Raw genomic sequence first — 19,779 nt, 5'->3', positions numbered from 1 at the left:
AAAGTAAGCTGCTGCTCTCCCCAGTCCCGCACAAGCACGGAGTGTCCCAACGATGAAAGTGACCAAGGCACAGGCGCAGGCAAACCGGGCGCACGTCGTCGAGACCGCCTCGGTGCTGTTTCGCGAGCGCGGTTACGAAGGGATCGGCATCGCCGATCTGATGGCCGCTGCAGGGTTCACCCACGGCGGCTTCTACAAGCAGTTCCGCTCCAAGGCGGATCTGATGGCCGAATCGGCGGCCTGTGGCCTGGCCAACATCGCCGCGCAGACCGAGCACGTGGACAAGGCAGATTTCGTGAACTTCTATCTGTCGCGCGGACATCGCGACAGCCTTGCCACCGGCTGCACGATGGCTGCGCTGGGCGCCGATGCCGCGCGCCAGCCGGAGGAAGTGCGCGAGGCGTTCGCCGCCGGGGTCGAAAACCTGTTGGCCTCGCTCGACCGCAGCGGCGCTGCGCCCGGCACCGCCGAGGCAGCAGCGGAGCGCGCCAGCAACCTTGACATGATGGCGCATGCCATCGGCGCCATCGTGCTGTCGCGGTCGTGCCCGAACGATTCGCCACTGGCCGACGAAATCATCGCGGTGTGTCGCGACCAGATCCTGTCGTCGTTGCAGGCATCCAACTAATCGACAGGCGTGCATCCGCCACACACGTGGCCGAGGTTTCACCGATAGAACTGCGTTTTTAGCCAAGCCATCGCATCCCAGTCGCGGCGTGATCGTCAATCGGCTGCCGCCCTGTCACTCACTGCACTCAAGGAATTCCAATGACAAGCAAACCCCCTGTTGCGCTGGTGACCGGCGCCTCCTCCGGCATCGGCGAAGCAACTGCCAACGCGTTGGCTGCCGCCGGTTATACGGTGTACGGCACCAGCCGTCGCGGCGCGCAGTCCGGGCAGCGCGCCTTCACGCTGCTGGCGCTGGATGTGACCAGCAACGAATCGGTCGACGCTGCGATCCAGGAGCTGCTGCGACGCGAAGGGCGCATCGACCTGCTGGTCAATAACGCCGGTTTCGGTGTGTCTCCCGCCGCTGCGGAGGAAAGCTCGATCGAACAGGCCAAGGCCATCCTCGACACCAACTTCCTCGGTGTCGTGCGCATGACGCGCGCAGTGGTGCCGCACATGCGGCGCCAGGGTAGTGGCCGCATCATCAACATCGGCTCGATCATCGGGCTGGTGCCCACGCCGTATGCGGCGCTGTACGCGGCCAGCAAGCACGCGGTGGAGGGTTACTCCGAAGCGGTGGACCACGAACTGCGCAGCTACGGAATCCGGGTCACGGTAATCGAGCCGGCCTATACCAGGACCCAATTCGAAGCGAACACTCTCGCCCCGGATGCGCCGCTGGAAAACTACCGGCAGGTGCGTACCCAGGTCGGCCAAGTGGTGGCGCAGGCAATGGCAAGCGCTGACGAGCCCTCCGTCGTGGCCGACGTGGTGGTGAAGGCGGCGCGCGCCCAGCAGCCCAAGGTGCGCTACACCGCGGGCAAGATCGCCGGACAGCTGCAGTTCTTGCGGCGGTTTGCGCCGGCAGGCGTGTTTCAGGCGCTGATTCGCAAGAACCTGCAGCTCGATGCGAAGACGCCGTCCGAGACGACGACGCCATCCCACGCCGGATAAGCAAGGCCGACAAACCACTGCAAGTGCCGGCCCTGGCGGTGAGCGCAACAGGTTTCAGCTGCGCCACGCCGGGTTGCACCGCTGCACAAACGAGCTGCAGCGACTGCAGTGTGCATGCCGTTATCGATGCGTCGGTGGTGACGCGGTCGCGCGCGGCCTTGACCCCAACAGGAGAAGGCAATGACCTTCAATGCAGTGCTTAGCGTTCAGACCCGCGAGCCGGTGGTTACCAGGCTGGCCCAGTTCAACGAAGACGCGTTGATGCCGGGCGAGGTGAGGGTTGCTGTCCAGTATTCGACCGGCAACGACCACCACGCGATGATGGTGAGCGGAGGTGGCCCGATCATTCGCCATCTTCCGCTGATTCCTGGCGTCGATCTTGCCGGTGTGGTCCAAGCGTCCCGCGATGCCGGAATTGTGGTTGCAGACCGGGTGCTGACCAGCGGCCGGGGATTGCATCAGCCCCACTCTGGTGGCGAGGCGCGGAAGGTGCAGGGGCGCACGGTTGTGGAGGTGAACGCATGAGCGCGCCGATTGCATCGCGCGCATTTCGCTACCTGGCCACGCTGTCGGCGTTGTCATTCTTCGCGTTGGGCGCTGCCTGGCTGCTGGCGCCTGCGGCCATGCTGGCCAACTGGGGCGTGGCCTTCGACAGCGACGCGCTGGGCGTGCTCGGCCGACGCGCCGCACCGCTGTATGCGGCCATCGGCGTCATGCTGCTGCTGGTGCGAACGGCGCCACCGTCGCCAGGGCGCCGTGCCGTGATTGCGGGCTTCGTCACCGCGTGTTTGTTGCTGGCAGTGCTGGGCGTGGCGGAGTGGGTGGCCGGGCATGTCAACGCCGGCATCTTCGCGGCAGTCGCGATCGAGATCGGCTTTCCGCTGGCGTTCCTGCTGGTGACGCGTGCCGAGGCCGGGTCGCGGCAAAACGACAAGGCGCGATGATGGCAGGCATGGCGGCGCCTGTGGGGTGCCGTCATGCGAGTTGGCGGACATGACACGCTGCAAGACTGGCCAACCAAGCGGTGCGAGCAGTTGGCAACTGGATGTGGATGTCGCATGGAAACCGCAGTTGCCGGGGCGATGCACGCCGATTCCAGTAACAGCTGTGTAGCTGCTCCGGCTACGCAGCCCTGCTGTCAGCCGCTCTAAGCCCGGTGCCCGCTCATTTCCTGCCCGGCATCCTTGTCGAAACGCACATGCCACCAGGTGGCGCTGAGCGAAATCAGGCTGACCACGCAGAACGCCAGCGAAAAATCGCGTTGCGCCGGTTGGGTGTGATCGCCGGCCAGCATCGCCAGCTTGAGGATCATTGCGCCGGCGCATACGCCCACCGAGAGCATCAGTTGCTGCAAGGTGGTGTACAGGCTGCTGGCGCGGCTCATGCGCGATGCGGGCACGTTTTCGTAGGCGATGGTGTTGTAGGCAGCGAACTGGAACGACATGAAGGCGCCGCAGCACAGCAGCAGGCCGAACATCAGCGCCGGCGGCCAGTCGGGCCGGAACAACGCGCAGACCATGTAGCCCAGGCTGGCGAGCACGCCGTTGCCGATCAGGCTGTTGCGATAGCCGAAGCGGCGCAGCAACTGCGGGGTGATGCTGCGCATCAGCAGTGCGCCGAGCGCGGTGGCCAGGATCAGGCGCCCGCTGTGCGCGGCGCTCATGCCGAAGCCGATCTGGAACAGCAGCGGCAGCAGGAATGGATGCGCGCCCTGGGTGATGCGCATCAGCGCACCGCCGATTACCGACAAGCGGAACGAATCGATCCGCAGCAGGCTCAGGTCCAGCAGCGGAGCGGGGTGGTGGCGTGCATGCCATAGATACCCCAGCGCAGCGCTGCCGCCGATGGCCAGCAGCCAGCTCGCGGTGCCGATGCCGTCCTGCTGGCTGACCATTTCCAGGCCGAACAACAGGCAGCCCAACGCGGTGCCGCACAGCACAAAACCGCGCAGGTCGAAACGTGCCGGTGTGGTTTCGGTGGGAATTTCCGGGATGAAACGGCGTACCAGCAAAAAGCCGGCAATGCCGATCGGCACGTTGATGTAGAAGATCCAGCGCCAGTCCAGATACGAGACGAAAAATCCGCCCAGCGGCGGGCCCAGCATCGGGCCGATGAAGGCCGGCACCAGCGTCCAGGCCATGGCCGACACCAGATGACGGCGCTCCACCGTGCGCAGCAGGATCAGCCGGCCGAGCGGGGCCATCATCGCGCCGCCGGCGCCTTGCAGCACACGCGCGGCGACCATGGTGGGCAGGCTGTCGGCCAGCGAACACAGGATCGAGCCGCCGACGAATACCCAGATCGATGCGCCGAACACCCGGCGCAGGCCGAAGCGGTCTGCGATCGCGCCGCTGGCCGGGATCAGCACCGCCAGCGCCAGCAGATAGCTGGTCATGGCGATGCTCATCGCCGGCGCGGCAACGCCGAAATCGCGCGCCAGGGTCGGCAGCGCGGTCGCCAGCACGGTGGCATCCATCTGCTCCATGAAGATGGCGCAGGCCAGGATCAGCGAGATGATGCGGTAATCGGGATAACGCGGCGGCGTGACGCCGGCCTCGGACACGCTGGAGGACATCGGACTCTCGGTTGCGGGGCCGCATCGGTGGCGCACAGATGGCGATCGGACCGGCCCGCGTCGCACGGTGTTGTGCGGCGCAACATGGCTATTGTCCGCCCGCACGAAGCGGTGTTCAAGCACGCGCCAGGCAACACTGCGTACGCATCACAGAGCCGATAACACTACCAGACCACGTGAGAGAGCCCTACGACCCGCAAGACGGGTGCGAATGCCTCGTGCCAACTCGCCCGATCGGCCCGCAACTGATCAGCCCGCCCCGCGCTCCCCGCTCTTCGATTCCCGATTCCCGATTCCCCAATCCCCGCTCTTCAGGGCCCCGGAGCCGCGCTATCCCAGGCATCCATGATCTGCAGGACCTGCGGCAACGCCTCGCGAAATTGCTGCACCAGGCGTGGCTCCAGTTGCTTGCCGGCCATGCTGTCGAGCTTGCGCATGGCATCGTCAACCGTCCACGGCGCCTTGTAGGCGCGCCGCCCGCACAGCGCATCGAACACGTCGGCCACCGCCACGATGCGCGCCGATTCGGGAATGGCCTCGCCGGCCAGGCCGTTGGGATAGCCGCTGCCGTCCCAGCATTCGTGGTGATGCAGCGCGATTTCCGCAGCCAGCTGAAACACCGGCCCGCGCCCGTGCCGCAGCAGGTCGTGGCCGACCTGCGGGTGCTGGCGCACCACCGAGCGTTCGTGTTCGTCCAGCGCATCGGGCTTGTGCAGGATGTTGCCGGGCACCGCGATCTTGCCGGCGTCGTGCAGGGGCGCGGCATCCTGCAGCAGCTGCGCCCGTTGCGCCGACCAGCCGACCTGCTCGGCCAGCACCTGCGCATAGGCGGCCATGCGCCAGATATGCGCGCCGGTGTCGGCGTCCTGGCCTTGCCCGGCGGTCCCGAGCAGATGGATCGCATCGCGGTAGTGCTGCGCCAGGCGCGCGTTTTCGGCCAGCTTCAACTGGGTGGCGATGCGCGCCTTGAGCAGGGCGGGCGAGTAGGGCTTGCTGACGTAGTCGGCCGCGCCCGCTTCCAGACCGGTGCGTTCGTCGTGCTCGCTGCTGCGCGAGGTCACGAACAGGATCGGGATGGCCGTGCTGGCGGGCTGCTGCTTGAGCGTGCGCGCCACTGCATAGCCGTCCATGTCGGGCAGCTCGACATCCAGCAGGATCAACGCCGGCGTGTGGCGGAGCACCGCCTCCAGTGCTTCGCCGCCGGATTTGGCGAATACCAGCGGGAAATCGTCGCGCAGCAGCTGGCGCAGGGTGGCCAGGTTGCTGGATTCGTCGTCGACACACAGCAGGGGACGATGCGGCATGGAGGCTCCTTGCCACCGGCGTGGTGAGCGGTCAGCGCAGGTGAGTGGCTTGCCAGTCGCGCAAGGTCGCCTCGGCGCGACGGAAATCGAAATCTTCCACCGCACGCTGCAGTGCTTCCTGCAGGTTGCGCGGCAGACGCGGCGCGCAGATCAGCAGCGCGTGGTCGATCTTGTCGGCATCGTCGCTGCCCAGGGCCGCTTCCAGGATCTGCACGCTATCCGCGTCCAGCGCGACATCGTCATCGCCTGCTTCGGCGTCGCTGCCGCCGTGTTGCAGGAAGGCGTGGATCGCCGCGGCGGTGCGCTGCATGGTGTCCTTGAGTGCGAGCAGTGCCGAGGTGATGTCGTGGCCCTGCTCGATGCGGGTTTCCAGGTCGCTGGCGGCGCCGGCCAGGGCCGGCAGCGCCAGCGACCCGGCCGCACCACGCAGCTTGTGCGCAAGTGCGCCGATCGCCGGCAGCTCGTTGCGGCGCAGGTGCTCGGCTGCGGTCTCGGCCGGGTCGGGGTTGTCGCGCAGCAGTTTAAGCAGATAGCGCTCGTACGGTTCGCGCTCTCGCCAAAGGCTGCGTGCACGCGCCGCATCCAGCACTTCCGGGTCGGCGTGTTCCCACTCGGGGCCGCCCTGCACATCGGCCTCGTGCGGCAGCGACGGGATGCGCCGTACACCCGGCTGCAGGAAGTGGCGGATGGCGGTGACCAGTTCCTCCACATTGAATGGCTTGGCGATGAAACCGTTCATGCCCGCTTCCAGCGCTTTCTCCTGTTGCGGGCGAAAAGCGCCGGCAGTCAGCGCGATCACCGGCAGGCTGGCCAGTGCCGGGATCTGCCGCAGCCGCCGCGTGGCTTCATAGCCGTCGACCACCGGCATCTGCACGTCCATCAACACCAGCTGGAACAGCTCCGGCGCGCGCCGGAGCGTGTTGATGGCCTGCTCGCCGTCGTGGGCGACCGTGACCATGGCGCCTTCGCCTTCGAGAATGCGCTGCGCCACTTCGCAATTGATTTCGCTGTCGTCCACCAGCAGCAGATGCGCGCCTTCCAGCCGACGCGCCACGAAGGTGGGCGCCACCGGCCGCGCGCCGGGGCGTTCGTCCACCAGTTGCTCCACCAGCCGGTGCAGCGCCGCGCTGGTGACCGGCTTGGTCATCACCGCATCCAGGTCCTGTTGCTCGGGATGCTGTTCCAGCAGGCGACGCTCGTAGGCGGTGACCATGACGATCACCGGATGCGGGCCGGGCACGGCGCGTGCGCGGATCTGCCGCGCGATCGCCACGCCGTCGATATCGGGCATGCGCCAGTCGAGCAGGAAGATGTCGTAGGGCTCGCTGGCCTGTTCGATCGCCTGCAGGGCGGACTGGCCGCTGGCGACCGCATCCACGCGCCAGCCGAGTTCGGTGGCGATGCGCACCAGGTTGTTGAGCGCCGCATCGTGGTCGTCGGCGATCAACACCCGCGGCATCGCTTCCGGCGGCAGCGCCGGCAGGTCGCGCTGTGCCAGCGGCGGGGCGGATTTTTCCAGCGTCACCACGAAATAGAACTCGCTGCCGCGGCCGGGCACGCTTTCCACCTCCAGCTCGCCGCCCATCAATTCGATCAGGCGCCGGCTGATGGTCAGGCCCAGGCCGCTGCCGCCGTAGCGCCGGCTGGTGGAGGTGTCGGCCTGCAGGAACGGCGAGAAGATCAGGCTCTGCTTTTCCTTGGAAATGCCGATGCCGGTGTCGCGCACCGAGAACAGCAGCTTGAGCTTGTTCGGATCGCCGCTGGGGAAGCGCCGCACCGACAGCACCACTTCGCCCTGCTCGGTGAACTTGATCGCGTTGCCGACCAGGTTGACCAGCACCTGGTTGATGCGCAGGGCATCGCCGAGCAACCAGCGGCAATCGCGCGGCAGCGGTTCGACGATCATTTCCACCGGTTTGGTGCTGAGCGAGGAACGCATCAGGTCGGCGATGTTGTCGAACAGTTGGTTGAGGTCGAACGGTGCGCGTTCCAGATCGATGCGCCCGGCCTCGATCTTGGAGAAGTCCAGGATGTCGTTGATGATCTCCAGCAGCGAGCGCGCGGAGCGGTCGATCTTGGTCACCATGTCCTGCGCCGCACCGGGCAGTTCGCTGCGCTGGAGCAGGTACAGCATGCCCAGGATCGCGTTCATCGGCGTGCGGATCTCGTGGCTCATGTTGGCCAGGAAATCGGACTTGGACTGGTTGGCGCTCTTGGCCGCATCCATCGCCAGGCGCAGTTGTTTCTCGTGCAGTTTCTGCTCGGTCAGGTCCACCGCCATGCCCAGGTAACCGATCACCTGATCGTTATCGTCGCGCAGGGTGCTCAGGGTCAGCAGCACCGGCAGGCGGCGGCCTTCGTGGCTGACGTAGGTCCATTCGCTGGTGTCGCTGCGGCCCAGGCTGGTCAGCGCGGCGATCGCCTCCAGCGTATGCGCAACCGGCGCGCCGGTCTGCTCGGAGAGCAGGTGCGCGCGCTCCTGCAGTTCCTCCTGCTCGATGAACTGGCCGGCCTTGCGGCGGCCGATCACCTCGTCGGCGTTGTAGCCCAGCAGTTTTTCCGCGGCGCGATTGAACAGCGTGACAAAGCCGCTCGAGTCGGTGGCGATGATGGCAAAGCCGGCGTGCGCCAGGATCGCGCGGTGCAACGCGGAGAACTTCATCAGCTCGCTGGTGCGTTCGGCGACCTGATGTTCGAGCGATGCATTCAGCGCGACGATGCGCTGGTGCGCACGCACCCGCTCGGAGATGTCGCGGAAGAAATGCGAGTGTCCGCTCAGGGTGGCATCGCGTTCGATGATCGGGGCCTTGCTGGCCAGCACATGCACCAGATGCCCATCGCGATGGCGCATGCTCAGCGCCGCCGAGGTATCGACCGAATGGCGTTCGTCGGCATGCTCGATGTCGGGGATCGCATACGGCTGCGGCGACAGCAGCATCGTCAGGTTCTGGCCGATCGCCTCGTCCGCGCTGTAGCCGAACATCGCTTCAGCAGCGGGATTCCAGTGGGTGATGTGTCCGTCCGGGGTTTCGGCAACGATGGCTTCGCTGGAATGGCTGACCAGTGCCGCCAATTCCATCTGTTTGCGCAGCACTTCCTCGCGCCGTAGGCCGTTGCTGAAATACAACACCAGCAATGCCGCCAGCAGCACCGACACGCCCAGCACCAGGCCGCCGATCAGCCACGGCGAGGTCTGGTTGAGCGAGGCCAGGAAGCTGTCGGTGGGGTGGGCGGTGATGATCCAGGTGCGCCCGTAGATCTGCAACTGTTGCACCACCGGCGGGCGACGCGCGCTGTCGCTGGATGGCGTGCCGCTGCGGAAGAAGTTGTGGGTCGGCTCGTTCCGGTCGGACAGATCCAGCGCCACGTCGTCGCGCTCGCCCAGGGTGCTTTGCACCATCTGCTCGACGCTGAAGGGCGCATACACCCAGCCACTGGTCGCGGCCATGCGCTGTTGCGGCGTCTGCAGCGGCATGCCTTCGCGATACACCGCCAGCAGCACCAGGAATCCGCTCTCGCTGGGAATGCGATAACCGGACAGCGAGATCGGCGAGGTCATGATCGGCACGCCGCTGCGTGCGGCCTGCAGTGCCGCTGCGCGGCGACGCGGCTCGGAGGCGATGTCCAGGCCGATCGGACGGTTGCCCGAGGACTCCGGTTCGAAATACAGCACGATGTAACGCTCGCCGTCCCAGGGCTCCAGCGGCCGGCGCTTGATGTCCGGTGCGCCGTCGGCGCGCGCGGCCTGCAGGAAGGCATGCTCGTCGGCCGGCGCGACGCGATGGATGTAGCCGTAGCCCAGCACGCCGGGAAACTCGCGCGCGTAATCGCGCGAGCGGCTGTACAAGGTGAAGCGGTCGCGACCGATGACATCCTTGCCGGCGCCGATCACCGCGCCACGCGCGCCGCGCAGCCCGTGTTCGAAGGTATACATGCGCTCGCTGATGTTGCGTGTCAGCGTGCGCACCACATAGTTGAAACGCTGCTCGCGCTCGAGCTCGTTATGTCGCTGTAGCGACAGGCCGGCAGAAATGGCGGCGATCAGACCTGCGGCGAGAATCAGCAGGGCCCCGATCGATGCACGGCGCCCGTATTTTCTGCGCAGATCCCAGCGGCCATTCGGCATTTCTGTTCCCTTGCCTTGCCTGTTGCGTGCCCAGTGTGCTGGCCGACAGCGAAGTCGGTCTCGTGGTGGCGCCTGACGATCATCAGACTACGTGCAGTCTCCCCGGCGTCCGCACGTGCGTCCGGTGGGCGATCAACGTCATTGCCAATGCATCAGAACGCCAGCCAGATCGATAATGCGTGAAGAGCAAGGCCGATCAGTCCGCCCACCAACGTTCCATTGAACCGAATGTATTGCAGATCGCGTCCGACGCCCAATTCCAATTGTTCGACGAGGTGACGTTCGTCCCAACTTTTCATCGTCGACGCGATATGGTCGGTCACTGATGCGCGCAAGCGCGTGGTGAGTTTGTCGGCAGCCTGCAACATGTGCTGGTTAAGCGCTTCCCGCAGCGAGGGATCCTGCGACAAGGCCTGGCCGAGCGATTGCATGGAGCGCTCCATGTGCGCGGCCATCGAAGATTCCTCACGCGCCAGGTCGTTGCGCAGTGCATCGCGAATCTCGCCCCACAGACCTTGCACGTAGTCCTGCAAGGCCGGATGTTCGATCGCGCGCTGCTTGAGTTCTTCCACGCGCTCGGCCATTGCCGGCTCGTCGCGCAGGCGCGCGATGTAGCGTTGCAGCCAGGCTTCATAGTCGAGCCTGATTGGATGCTCGGGCGTCTTGAGGATGTCCTGCAACTCCTCGATCGCCGCGCGCGCCATGCGGTCGGCCAGGCTGTCGCCGATCTCCTCGATCGGCTTGACCCAGTTCACCGTGCCGACCAGCTTGGGCCACTCGCGCCGCGCGTAACGCACGATCAAGGCCGAGGCGCGCGTCTTGACCTGCTCCTGATCCAGCCACTCGCCCAGGCGCAGCAGCACCTCGTCCAGCAATTTCTGATGCCGGCCATCGGTGGTGAGCAGCGCCATCACATCGCCGACGGTGGCGGCGGCATTCCATTTGCGCAGACGGTCGACCACGAAGCGCTGGATCGCGCGGCGCACCGCGGCCTCGTCCAGCAGCTCCAGCGCCTGCAGCATCCAGCTGCGCGCCATCTGCGCGAGCATGCGCGCCTGTTCGGGTTTGGCTAGCCATTCGCCGAGGCGGCTGGCCGGGTCGAACACGCGCAGTTTGTCCATCAACGCCTCGGGGGCGAGGAACTGGTCGCGCACGAACACCGCCAGACCATCGGCCAGACGGTCCTTGCCGCGCGGCAGGATGGCGGTGTGCGGAATCGGCAGGCCCATCGGGCGGCGGAACAAGGCCACCACCGCGAACCAGTCGGCCAGTGCGCCGACCGTGGCCGCTTCGCAGAAGGCCGAGACCCAGGCCCAGACGCCTTGTTCGCCCATCAGGTGGCTGACGACGAAGCCGGCGAACATGGCCAGCAGCAGGGCCACCGCCAACAGCTTCATGCGCTGCAGCTGGGCACGACGGGGATCAACGGGGCGGGGAGTGCTAACGCTTGGTTCCATCTGCGCAGTGTACCCAGTCGCCGGAGCAGGGCATGTCCACGGCCGGGCGTAATGGCCCGGTAGGAGCGCGCCTGAGCGCGCCTGAGCGCGACGGGTCACCGGGAAAGCCACGTCGCGCCCGGGTGCGCTCCTACGGGTGTTTGCGGCGATCGCGGTTGCCGTTCGCGATCGCGTCCGATCGATTCTGTAGGAGCGCGCCTGAGCGCGACGGCGTTACCGGGAAAGCCGCGTCGCGCCCGGGTGCGCTCCTACGGGTGGTTGTAGCGATCGCGGTAGCAGCTGACCGGTTCTGTAGGAGCGCGCCTGAGCGCGATGGCATTACCGGGAACGCCAGGTCGCGCCCGGGTGCGCTCCTACGGTGATGCACCGTCTGGCACTCAGCCGCGCAGGCGCTCCAGCTGCGATTGCAGCGCGGCCACCTTGGCCTGCAGCGCGGCGTTTTCGTTTTCCAGTTCGGTGACGCGGCGTTGCAGGGCTTTCATGTCGCGGCGTTCGGCTTCGCCGCCTTCGGCCTCGTCGGGCTTGGGTTTGCGCTTGGCGTCGCGTACGCGCTTGGCAGCCTGTTTGAGCTCCGCCTTGCCGGCCTGCGCGGCGGCGCGTTGCTCGTCCTCGGACAAGGTGGCCACGGCAGCGGCGGCGCTGATCGAAATCTCGCCGGCCTTGACCGCCTGCACCACTTCCGGGGCGGCCTGCTTGTGGATGCGCTCGATCATCACCACCTGGTTGTTGCTCAGGCGGGCCTCGCGCGCCAGCTCGGCGCGGCTGACCGGGGTGGAGGTTTCTTCCCACGGCGGGCTGTCGCTGGCCGCGGCCGCCGGCATGGCAGCGTGATCGATGCCGGTGGCCGGCTGCTCAGGGTCGGCAACCGCCGGCGCTTCGGCAGCGGCGTCGGCGTCGCGCTGGCTGCGCTGACGCGCGGCCAGGATCTCGCGCTTGCGCAGCGCCAGCACGCCACGCTGGAAGTCCGACACGCTGCGCCGGCCCAGGTGCTGCTCGATCATCCACAGCTGCACATCCTGCATCGACTGGAAGCGCGGGTTCTGCACGGTCTGGAACGGCAGGTCGTGCTTCTGGCAGATGCCGTAGCGGTTGTGGCCATCCACCAGCACGTCACCCCACAGCACCAGCGCATCGCGGCAGCCTTCGGCCAGCAGGCTGCGCTCCAGCGCCTCGTGCTCGTCGGGCGTCAGCGGGTCGATGTAGGCCTTGAGTTCTTCTTTGACAACGATGTTCATGCGGCAACTGCGGGGAAGTGCGGGGCCGGCATTGTAGTGAGCCTGCCCCGGCTTTGCGCGCTTGACCGCGCCGCGTGCCGGCGTTACGCGCGGGCGCCTGTGTCCTGGTCGTCAGGCGGTGCTGCGCAGGATCTTCGCCAGCGTTTCAACCATCTGCCCGATCTGTTCGGGGGTGACGATCAGCGGTGGTGACAGCGCGATGACATCGCCGGTGACGCGCACCAGCAGGCCGCCGTCGTGGAAGCAACGCTCGAACACCTCGTAGCCGCGTGCGCCGGGCGCGCCGTCGCGTGGCGCCAGTTCGATCGCGCCGATCAGGCCGATGTTGCGGATGTCGATGACGTGCGGCAGCCCGCGCAGGCTGTGCAGCGCGTCTTCCCATTGCGGGCCAAGCGTGATCGCGCGGTCGAACAGGTGTTCTTCTGCGTAGGTGTCCAGCGTGGCGATCGCCGCGGCGCAGGCCAGCGGATGGCCGGAATAGGTGTAGCCGTGGAAGAGCTCGATCGCGTTCTGCGGCCCCTGCATGAAGGCCGCGTGGATCGCATCGGCCACCAGGACCGCGCCCATCGGCACGCTGCCGCTGGTCAGCCCCTTGGCGGCGGTGATCAGGTCGGGCGTGACGCCGAAGCGTTGCGCTGCGAATGCCTCGCCGACCCGGCCGAAGCCGGTGATGACCTCGTCGAACACCAGCACGATGCCGTGGCGGTCGCAGATGGCGCGCAGCCGCTGCAGATAGCCTTCCGGCGGCAGGATCACCCCGGCCGAGCCGGATACCGGCTCGACGAAGACCGCCGCAATGGTCGAGGCGTCGTGCAGGGTGATCAGGCGTTCCAGATCGTCGGCCAGCTCGGCGCCGTGCGCCGGCAGCCCGCGCGTGTAGGCATTGCGTTGCAGATCCAGCGTATGCCGAAGATGGTCGGTGCCGGCCAGCAGGGGGCCGAACCATTTGCGGTTGTTGGGCAGCCCGCCGATCGACATGCCGCCGAAGCCGACCCCGTGATAGGCCTTCTCGCGCCCGATGAAGCGGGTGCGCTGGCCCTCGCCGCGCAGGCGGTGGTAGGCCAGCACGATCTTCATCGCGCTATCGACCGCCTCCGAGCCGGAGTTGGTGAAGAACACATGGCCCAGGCCCGGCGGTGCGATCGCGGCCAGCCGCTGCGCCAGCACGAACGGCAGCGGTGAACCCATCTGGAAGGTCGGCGCGAAATCCAGCGTGCCGGCCTGCTCACGGATCGCCGCCACGATGCGTTCGCGGGCGTGGCCGGCATTGCAGCACCACAGCCCGGCGGTGCCGTCCAAAATCTGGCGGCCGTCGACATCGCGGTAGTACATGCCGGCAGCGGAGGCCAGCAGGCGCGGGCGCGCCTTGAACTGGCGGTTGGCGGTGAATGGCATCCAGAACGCGTCCAGGTGCGCCGGTGCCTGCAGCGCGTGCGCGCCATCGCGCGGAGGGTGGTCGTGCATGGCGGACTCCGTCGCTGGGGGAGCGTCCGACTGTACGGCCACCGCGCGTCGGCCGTCACCCTGGCCGAGCGCGACGGCGAGCACGATTTGCGGACCCGCATGCGCCGATCCGCATGGACTAGTCAATTAGTCGCAACGTCGGCCGCTAAGCTGTGGGAACGCCTTGTGGCGCAGGCCATGACGGGTTTTTGACCGGCTACGAGGCGCGCCGAAGCATTGCAAAGATTCAACGATCGCCGATGATGCGCCAGACGAGTGCCAGTTGGGCCTGGTAGTCGCCGCTGCCCTTATCGCAACACGTCAATTGATCGCAGCCATCAATCGTTTTCGGAGCCACTGACACCGCCTGCGCGCAGCCGTCCTGTCGGGCGCTCCGAACACACTTCATCGCACTTTTTAGGGGAACGGGAATGACACAAGGGTCCACCGTGGCGAGCGCCAACGGCGCAGACGCCGGCCTGCTGTCCAAGGAGCGCATCGTCGCGCGTCCGGGCTTCAATCGTTGGTTGGTACCGCCGGCGGCACTGGCGATCCACCTGTGTATCGGCATGGCCTATGGCTTCAGCGTGTTCTGGTTGCCGCTGTCCAAGGCGCTGGGCATCACCGAGGCGATCGCGTGCCCGGCCGACATGGGCCTGTTCGCGCGCATGGTCGCCACCACCTGCGACTGGAAGATCAGCGAGCTGCAGTGGATGTACACGCTGTTCTTCGTGCTGCTGGGCTGCTCGGCGGCGATCTGGGGCGGCTGGCTGGAACGTGCCGGCCCGCGCAAGGCCGGTGTGGTCTCGGCGCTGTGCTGGTGCGGCGGCCTGGTGATTTCGGCGGCCGGCATCCACCTCCATCAGATCTGGATGCTGTGGCTGGGCTCGGGCGTGATCGGCGGCATTGGTCTGGGCCTGGGCTACATCTCGCCGGTGTCGACGCTGATCAAGTGGTTCCCGGACCGTCGCGGCATGGCGACCGGCATGGCGATCATGGGCTTCGGTGGCGGCGCGATGATCGGCAGCCCGCTGGCCGATGCGCTGATGCGCCACTTCGCCACGCCGACCTCGGTGGGCGTGATGGAGACCTTCCTGGTGATGGCAGCGCTGTACTTCGTCTTCATGATGGCCGGCGCGTTCGGCTATCGCGTGCCGCCGAGCGGCTGGACCCCCGCTGGCTGGACCGCGCCGGTGGCCAGCAACAACGCCATGATCACCGCCAACCACGTGCACGTGAGCAAGGTCTGGGGCATCCCGCAGTTCTGGCTGCTGTGGGGCGTGCTGTGCCTGAACGTGTCGGCCGGCATCGGCGTGATCGGCATGTCCTCGCCGATGCTGCAGGAAGTGTTCGGCGGCCGGTTGATCGGGGTGGACGTCGGCTTCGGCAGCCTGGATACGGCGCAGCTGGCCAGCATTGCGGCCATCGCGGCCGGCTTCACCGGCCTGCTCAGCCTGTTCAACATCGGCGGGCGCTTCTTCTGGGCCAGCATGTCCGACAAGCTCGGCCGCAAGAACACCTACACGCTGTTCTTCGTGCTGGGCATCTGCCTGTACGCGGCTGCGCCGTCGGCCGGCGGTGTGGGCGGCATCGCGCTGTTTGCGGGCATCTTCTGCATCATCCTGTCGATGTACGGCGGTGGCTTCGCCACCATCCCGGCATACCTGGCCGACCTGTTCGGCACCCAGATGGTGGGCGCCATCCACGGCCGCCTGCTGACCGCCTGGGCCACCGCCGGCATCCTCGGTCCGGTGGTGGTCGGCTACATGCGCGAGTACCAGCTGGCCCACGGCAGCCCGCCGTCACAGGTCTACAACACCACCATGTACATCCTCGCCGGCATGTTGGTGCTCGGTCTGATCTGCAACCTGTTGGTGCGCCCGGTGGCCGCACGTCATTTCATGACGCCCGAAGAACTGGCGCGCGAGAAGCAGCTGGCGCACGAGAAGGTGGACCGCAGCGGCAAGGCGGTGCTGCCGCCGGAGCAGATGGCGCGCATCGGGCATGGCGGCAACCCCGCCTTGGTCGCGCTGGCCTGGCTGGCGGTGGGCGTGCCGATGTCCTGGGGCATCTGGGTCACGCTGCAGAAAGCCTTCGTGCTGTTTCATTGAGATGAGATGACACTTCCGTCTTCCCGTTCCGTGCGCGCCGGCAGTGTGGTGCGCACGGTTGTCCGCCACCGCGGCGGCCGCAACGCCACGGTGCAGGACATGGTGGCGGCCGAAATGCCGGTTGCCTTCCACTACAACGGCGTGCCGTTCGCGGTGATGATGGCCACGCCGGAAGACCTGGAGGATTTTGCATTCGGGTTCTCGCTGAGCGAGGGCATCGTCGACCAGCCGCAGGATCTGCGGGTGGTGGCGGTGGAGACGTTTCTGGAAGGCGCCTCGCTGCAGATCGAGATCCCGCCCGAACGTGCCGCCGCGCTGGACCGGCGGCGGCGCAATCTGGATGGCCGCAGCGGTTGCGGGGTGTGCGGCAACGAATCGATCGAGGCGGTGCTGCGTGTGCCGCCGGCCCTGCAGTCGGCGTTGCAGATCGATGCGCAGGCATTGGCGCGTGCGCTGGAGGCGCTGCATGCGCAGCAGCCGATCGCCGCGCAGACCGGCGCGGTACATGCCGCCGGTTGGGCCGATGCACACGGTGTGGTGCGCTACGTGCGCGAAGACGTCGGCCGGCATAACGCGCTCGACAAGTTGATCGGTGCCCTGGCGCGAGAACGCGTCGATGCATCGCAAGGGTTTGCGGTGGTGACCAGCCGCGCCAGTTATGAAATGGCCATGAAAGCCGCGCAGGCCCGGATCCCGCTGCTCGCAGCGATTTCGGCACCGACCGCGCTGGCGATCAGCCTGGCCGACAGTGCGGGACTGACCCTCATCGGGTTTGCCCGCGATCACGATTGTGTCGTTTACAGCCATCCGCAGCGCCTGAATCTGGGCGTTGGCGTGGGAGAGCCCGCATGAGCAAGAAGACCATCCAGCAATACGACAATCCCGCCGGCGGCTGGGGCGCATTGCGCTCGGTTGCCAAGCACCTGATGGAACAGGACATCGCGGTGCAGGGCGCCAAGACGCTGTTGCACGCCAACCAGCCGGACGGTTTCGACTGCCCCGGCTGCGCCTGGCCCGACCGCGATCACACCTCCACCTTCGAGTTCTGCGAGAACGGCGCCAAGGCCGTCGCGGCCGAGTCCACGGCGCGCCGCGCCGGACCGGAGCTGTTCGCCTCGCACAGCGTCAGCCTGCTGTCGCAGTACAGCGACTACTGGCTGGAAGGGCAGGGCCGGCTGACCCAGCCGATGCGTTACGACGCGGCCACCGATCACTACGTGCCGGTGAGCTGGGACGAGGCCTTCGCGCAGATCGCCGGGCATCTCAACGGGCTGGCATCGCCGGACGAGGCGATCTTCTACACCTCCGGGCGCACCAGCAACGAGGCGGCCTTCCTGTATCAGTTGTTCGTGCGCGAGTTCGGCACCAACAACTTCCCCGACTGCTCCAACATGTGCCACGAGCCCTCCGGCACCGCGCTGCGTTCGCAGATCGGCGTGGGCAAGGGCACGGTGTCGCTGCACGATTTCGAACTGGCCGATGCGATCTTCATCTTCGGCCAGAACCCGGGCACCAATCACCCGCGCATGCTTGGCGAGTTGCGTCAGGCCTCCAAGCGCGGCGCGGCCATTGCGGCATTCAATCCGCTGCGCGAGCGCGGGCTGGAGAAGTTCGCCGACCCGCAGGACAAGCTGGAGATGCTGCACAACGGCTCCACCCGCATCGCCTCGGATTATTTCCAGCTCAAGATCGGCGGCGATCTGGCCGCGGTCAAGGGCATCATCAAGCACGTGCTCGAGCGCGACGCACAGGCCCAGCGCGAGGGCACGCCACGCCTGCTGGATCTGGAATTCATCGAGGCCCATACCGCCAACTTCGACGCCTTCGCTGCCGAGGTGCATGGCGAATCCTGGGACACCATCGTCGAAGAGTCCGGGCTGGACGAAGCGGCACTGCGCAAGGCCGGTGAAATCTATCTCAATTCCGAGCGCGTGATCGCCTGCTGGGGCATGGGCATCACCCAGCACAAGCATTCGGTGGCCACCATCCACATGATCACCAACCTGCTGTTGCTGCGTGGCCATTTGGGCCGGCCGGGCGCGGGCGTGTGCCCGGTGCGCGGACACAGCAACGTGCAGGGCGACCGCACGATGATGATCTACGAAAAACCGCCGGCCGCGTTCCTGGACAAGTTGCAGACGCTGTTCGGGTTTGCGCCGCCGCGCGAAGACGGTTTCGACACCGTCGGTGCGATCGAGGCGATGCTGGACGGGCGCGGCAAGGTGTTCTTCGCGATGGGCGGCAACTTCGCTGCCGCCACGCCGGATACCGACGCCACGCATCGCGCGCTGCGCAATTGCGAATTGACCGTGCATGTCACCACCAAGCTCAATCGCAGCCACCTGGTGCATGGGCGCGATGCGCTGATCCTGCCATGCCTGGGCCGTACTGAAATCGACATTCAGGACGCCGGCTCGCAGGGCGTGACGGTGGAAGATTCGATGAGCATGGTGCACCTGTCGGCCGGCATCAATCCGCCGGCCTCGCCGGAGCTGTTGTCCGAGCCGGCGATCGTGGCGCGGCTGGCCGAGGCGACGCTGGGTGCGCGCAGCGCGATACGCTGGCGTTGGCTGGTGGGCGACTACGACCGCATTCGCGACCTGATTGCCCAGGTGTTCCCCGATTTTGCCGACTTCAACCAGCGTGTGCGGGTGCCGGGCGGCTTCCGCCTGTCCAACACCGCGCGCGATCGCCAGTGGGTGACACCCGAGAAGCGTGCGGTGTTCAAGCCGCACGCTGTGCCGACCGACAACCCGATCCATCGCGCACGCCGTAGCCACACCGAGCAGATGGTGTTTACGCTGGCCACCACGCGCTCGCACGATCAATACAACACCACCATCTACGGACTGGACGATCGCTACCGTGGCGTGTTCGGCGAGCGCCGCGTGCTCTTCATCAATGGCGCGGATATCGCCGCGTTGAACATGAAGGCCGGCGACTGGGTAGACCTGGAGAGCCTGTGCGAGGACGGCGTGCATCGCGAGGCGCGCCGCTTTCTGCTGGTGGACTACAACATTCCGCGCGGCTGCCTGGCGGCGTACTACCCGGAAACCAACGCGCTGGTGCCGCTGTCGAGCTTCGCCGACGAAGCGCGTACGCCCACCTCCAAGTCGATTCCGGTGATCGTGCTGCCGCATCGCGCCGAAACCGCCGATGCGGCGCCGCGCGACATCGGAGCGGTGCTTGTCCGCTGATCCGCAGCTCACCGCGCTGCTGCTTGCCGCGTTGGCCGACACGCCCGAGGGCGTGTCGCTGGCGCGCCTGTGCAAGCAACTGGGTGTACGCATGAGCGTGCTGCTGCGCACCCTGGCGTGGTTGGGCACTGCCAGCCTGGATGGTCAACCCGGTCCGGGCTGGATCCAGGTAGAAGACCGCGGCGAGCGCCAGTTCGCAGTGCTGACGGATCTCGGGCTGGCGCATGCGCAGCGTGCAATGACGCAAACACAGCAGGGCGACTGAGCAACTTGCTGGTGCTTCCCGGCTGCTTCACTCGCACCTGAAGCTGGTCGGACGCACCGTGATCCAAACAACGCAGGCCATGCTTTGCTTGCAACCAAACACACCGACCACCTCGACAGGTCCTTGTCCGCTCACCGTCGCGGGACCTTACGCGGCATGGATGCCGCGTAAGAGCCTACACGGACGTACTTGCGGCGTGTCCCGCGATGGTGGGCGGGCAAGGGCCCTGCAGCAAAGTCGCAGACCCGACGCTCTGCAAGCGATCTATCAGCACTATCCGACCACTCCAAGACCCACCGAGCTCTTCAATCGTGGCGCCGTTATGGATGCAGTCGAAGACTTGAGTCAAAAGCCTGGTTGATCGAGCGCGCGGTGCCCTCACCGCTTGCGGGACACGCCGTGAATCCGTCCGTGGAGGCTCCTCGGCGGCATCCATGCCGCCG

Annotated in this window: 14 protein-coding genes; 8 read left to right on the top strand and 6 right to left on the bottom strand. The window is 66.7% G+C overall.

Annotated elements, in window-relative coordinates:
- Positions 1–52: 52 nt before the first annotated feature.
- The 4 genes from KHN93_RS12435 to KHN93_RS12420 all read left to right on the top strand — a co-directional run bounded on the left by KHN93_RS12435 (position 53) and on the right by KHN93_RS12420 (position 2,567).
- On the top strand, positions 53–628 hold the full coding sequence (locus KHN93_RS12435; RefSeq protein ID WP_016904436.1) for a TetR/AcrR family transcriptional regulator: 576 nt from the start codon (positions 53–55) through the stop codon (positions 626–628).
- A gap of 140 nt (positions 629–768) precedes the next feature.
- Positions 769–1,623 carry an oxidoreductase gene (locus tag KHN93_RS12430; RefSeq protein ID WP_211920248.1) on the top strand — a complete coding sequence of 285 codons (855 nt, stop codon included), beginning with the start codon at positions 769–771 and terminating at the stop codon, positions 1,621–1,623.
- 180 nt (positions 1,624–1,803) lie between these two features.
- Positions 1,804–2,148: an alcohol dehydrogenase catalytic domain-containing protein gene (locus tag KHN93_RS12425; RefSeq protein ID WP_047130329.1), complete on the top strand. Its 345-nt coding sequence runs from the start codon at positions 1,804–1,806 to the stop codon at positions 2,146–2,148.
- On the top strand, positions 2,145–2,567 hold the full coding sequence (locus KHN93_RS12420) for a hypothetical protein (protein WP_047130330.1): 423 nt from the start codon (positions 2,145–2,147) through the stop codon (positions 2,565–2,567). The genes KHN93_RS12425 and KHN93_RS12420 overlap by 4 nt, the downstream gene beginning before the upstream one ends.
- A 203-nt stretch (positions 2,568–2,770) precedes the next feature.
- On the opposite strand, the gene KHN93_RS12415 is transcribed toward KHN93_RS12420, so the two are convergent.
- From KHN93_RS12415 to aptA, 6 genes are all read right to left on the bottom strand, one after another.
- Complete coding sequence (locus KHN93_RS12415; protein ID WP_211920246.1) at positions 2,771–4,198, bottom strand: DHA2 family efflux MFS transporter permease subunit; 1,428 nt, start codon at positions 4,196–4,198, stop codon at positions 2,771–2,773.
- A 311-nt stretch (positions 4,199–4,509) separates the two neighbouring features.
- A complete protein-coding gene (locus KHN93_RS12410) occupies positions 4,510–5,502 on the bottom strand; it encodes an HD-GYP domain-containing protein (RefSeq protein ID WP_104554169.1) in 993 nt (330 codons plus the stop codon).
- A gap of 31 nt (positions 5,503–5,533) precedes the next feature.
- Positions 5,534–9,628 (bottom strand): CHASE domain-containing hybrid sensor histidine kinase/response regulator, encoded by a 4,095-nt coding sequence (locus KHN93_RS12405; RefSeq protein ID WP_211920244.1) that lies wholly within the window; start codon positions 9,626–9,628, stop codon positions 5,534–5,536.
- A gap of 152 nt (positions 9,629–9,780) precedes the next feature.
- Positions 9,781–11,085 carry a DUF445 domain-containing protein gene (locus KHN93_RS12400; RefSeq protein WP_039526797.1) on the bottom strand — a complete coding sequence of 435 codons (1,305 nt, stop codon included), beginning with the start codon at positions 11,083–11,085 and terminating at the stop codon, positions 9,781–9,783.
- A gap of 377 nt (positions 11,086–11,462) precedes the next feature.
- The gene (locus KHN93_RS12395) at positions 11,463–12,320 is read right to left on the bottom strand and encodes a plasmid replication/partition related protein (RefSeq protein ID WP_104559535.1); all 858 of its coding nucleotides are present in this window, start codon (positions 12,318–12,320) and stop codon (positions 11,463–11,465) included.
- A gap of 111 nt (positions 12,321–12,431) precedes the next feature.
- Positions 12,432–13,784, bottom strand: a complete 1,353-nt coding sequence (gene aptA, locus KHN93_RS12390) for an omega-aminotransferase AptA (RefSeq protein ID WP_104554172.1) — start codon at positions 13,782–13,784, stop codon at positions 12,432–12,434.
- Between the two features lie 410 nt (positions 13,785–14,194).
- Here aptA and KHN93_RS12385 point away from each other — a divergent pair, with 410 nt between their 5' ends.
- Genes KHN93_RS12385 through KHN93_RS12370 form a run of 4 tightly spaced genes read left to right on the top strand, consistent with a single transcriptional unit; the run spans position 14,195 to position 19,336 of the window.
- Entirely contained in the window at positions 14,195–15,874 is a 1,680-nt protein-coding gene (locus KHN93_RS12385; protein ID WP_211920242.1) for an OFA family MFS transporter, read from the top strand.
- Positions 15,875–15,880: 6 nt separating this feature from the next.
- The gene (fdhD, locus tag KHN93_RS12380) at positions 15,881–16,726 is read left to right on the top strand and encodes a formate dehydrogenase accessory sulfurtransferase FdhD (protein WP_047128861.1); all 846 of its coding nucleotides are present in this window, start codon (positions 15,881–15,883) and stop codon (positions 16,724–16,726) included.
- On the top strand, positions 16,723–19,071 hold the full coding sequence (locus KHN93_RS12375) for an FdhF/YdeP family oxidoreductase (RefSeq protein ID WP_104567410.1): 2,349 nt from the start codon (positions 16,723–16,725) through the stop codon (positions 19,069–19,071). The genes fdhD and KHN93_RS12375 overlap by 4 nt, the downstream gene beginning before the upstream one ends.
- The gene (locus tag KHN93_RS12370) at positions 19,061–19,336 is read left to right on the top strand and encodes a hypothetical protein (RefSeq protein ID WP_211920240.1); all 276 of its coding nucleotides are present in this window, start codon (positions 19,061–19,063) and stop codon (positions 19,334–19,336) included. The genes KHN93_RS12375 and KHN93_RS12370 overlap by 11 nt, the downstream gene beginning before the upstream one ends.
- Positions 19,337–19,779 lie beyond the last annotated feature (443 nt).

It is taken from the genome of Xanthomonas arboricola pv. juglandis (genome assembly GCF_905367715.1).
Classification (GTDB): Bacteria; Pseudomonadota; Gammaproteobacteria; order Xanthomonadales; family Xanthomonadaceae; genus Xanthomonas; species Xanthomonas arboricola.
The sequence above is the reverse complement of the archived record's forward strand: the minus strand, read 5'-3'. Positions and strand labels throughout refer to the sequence as shown.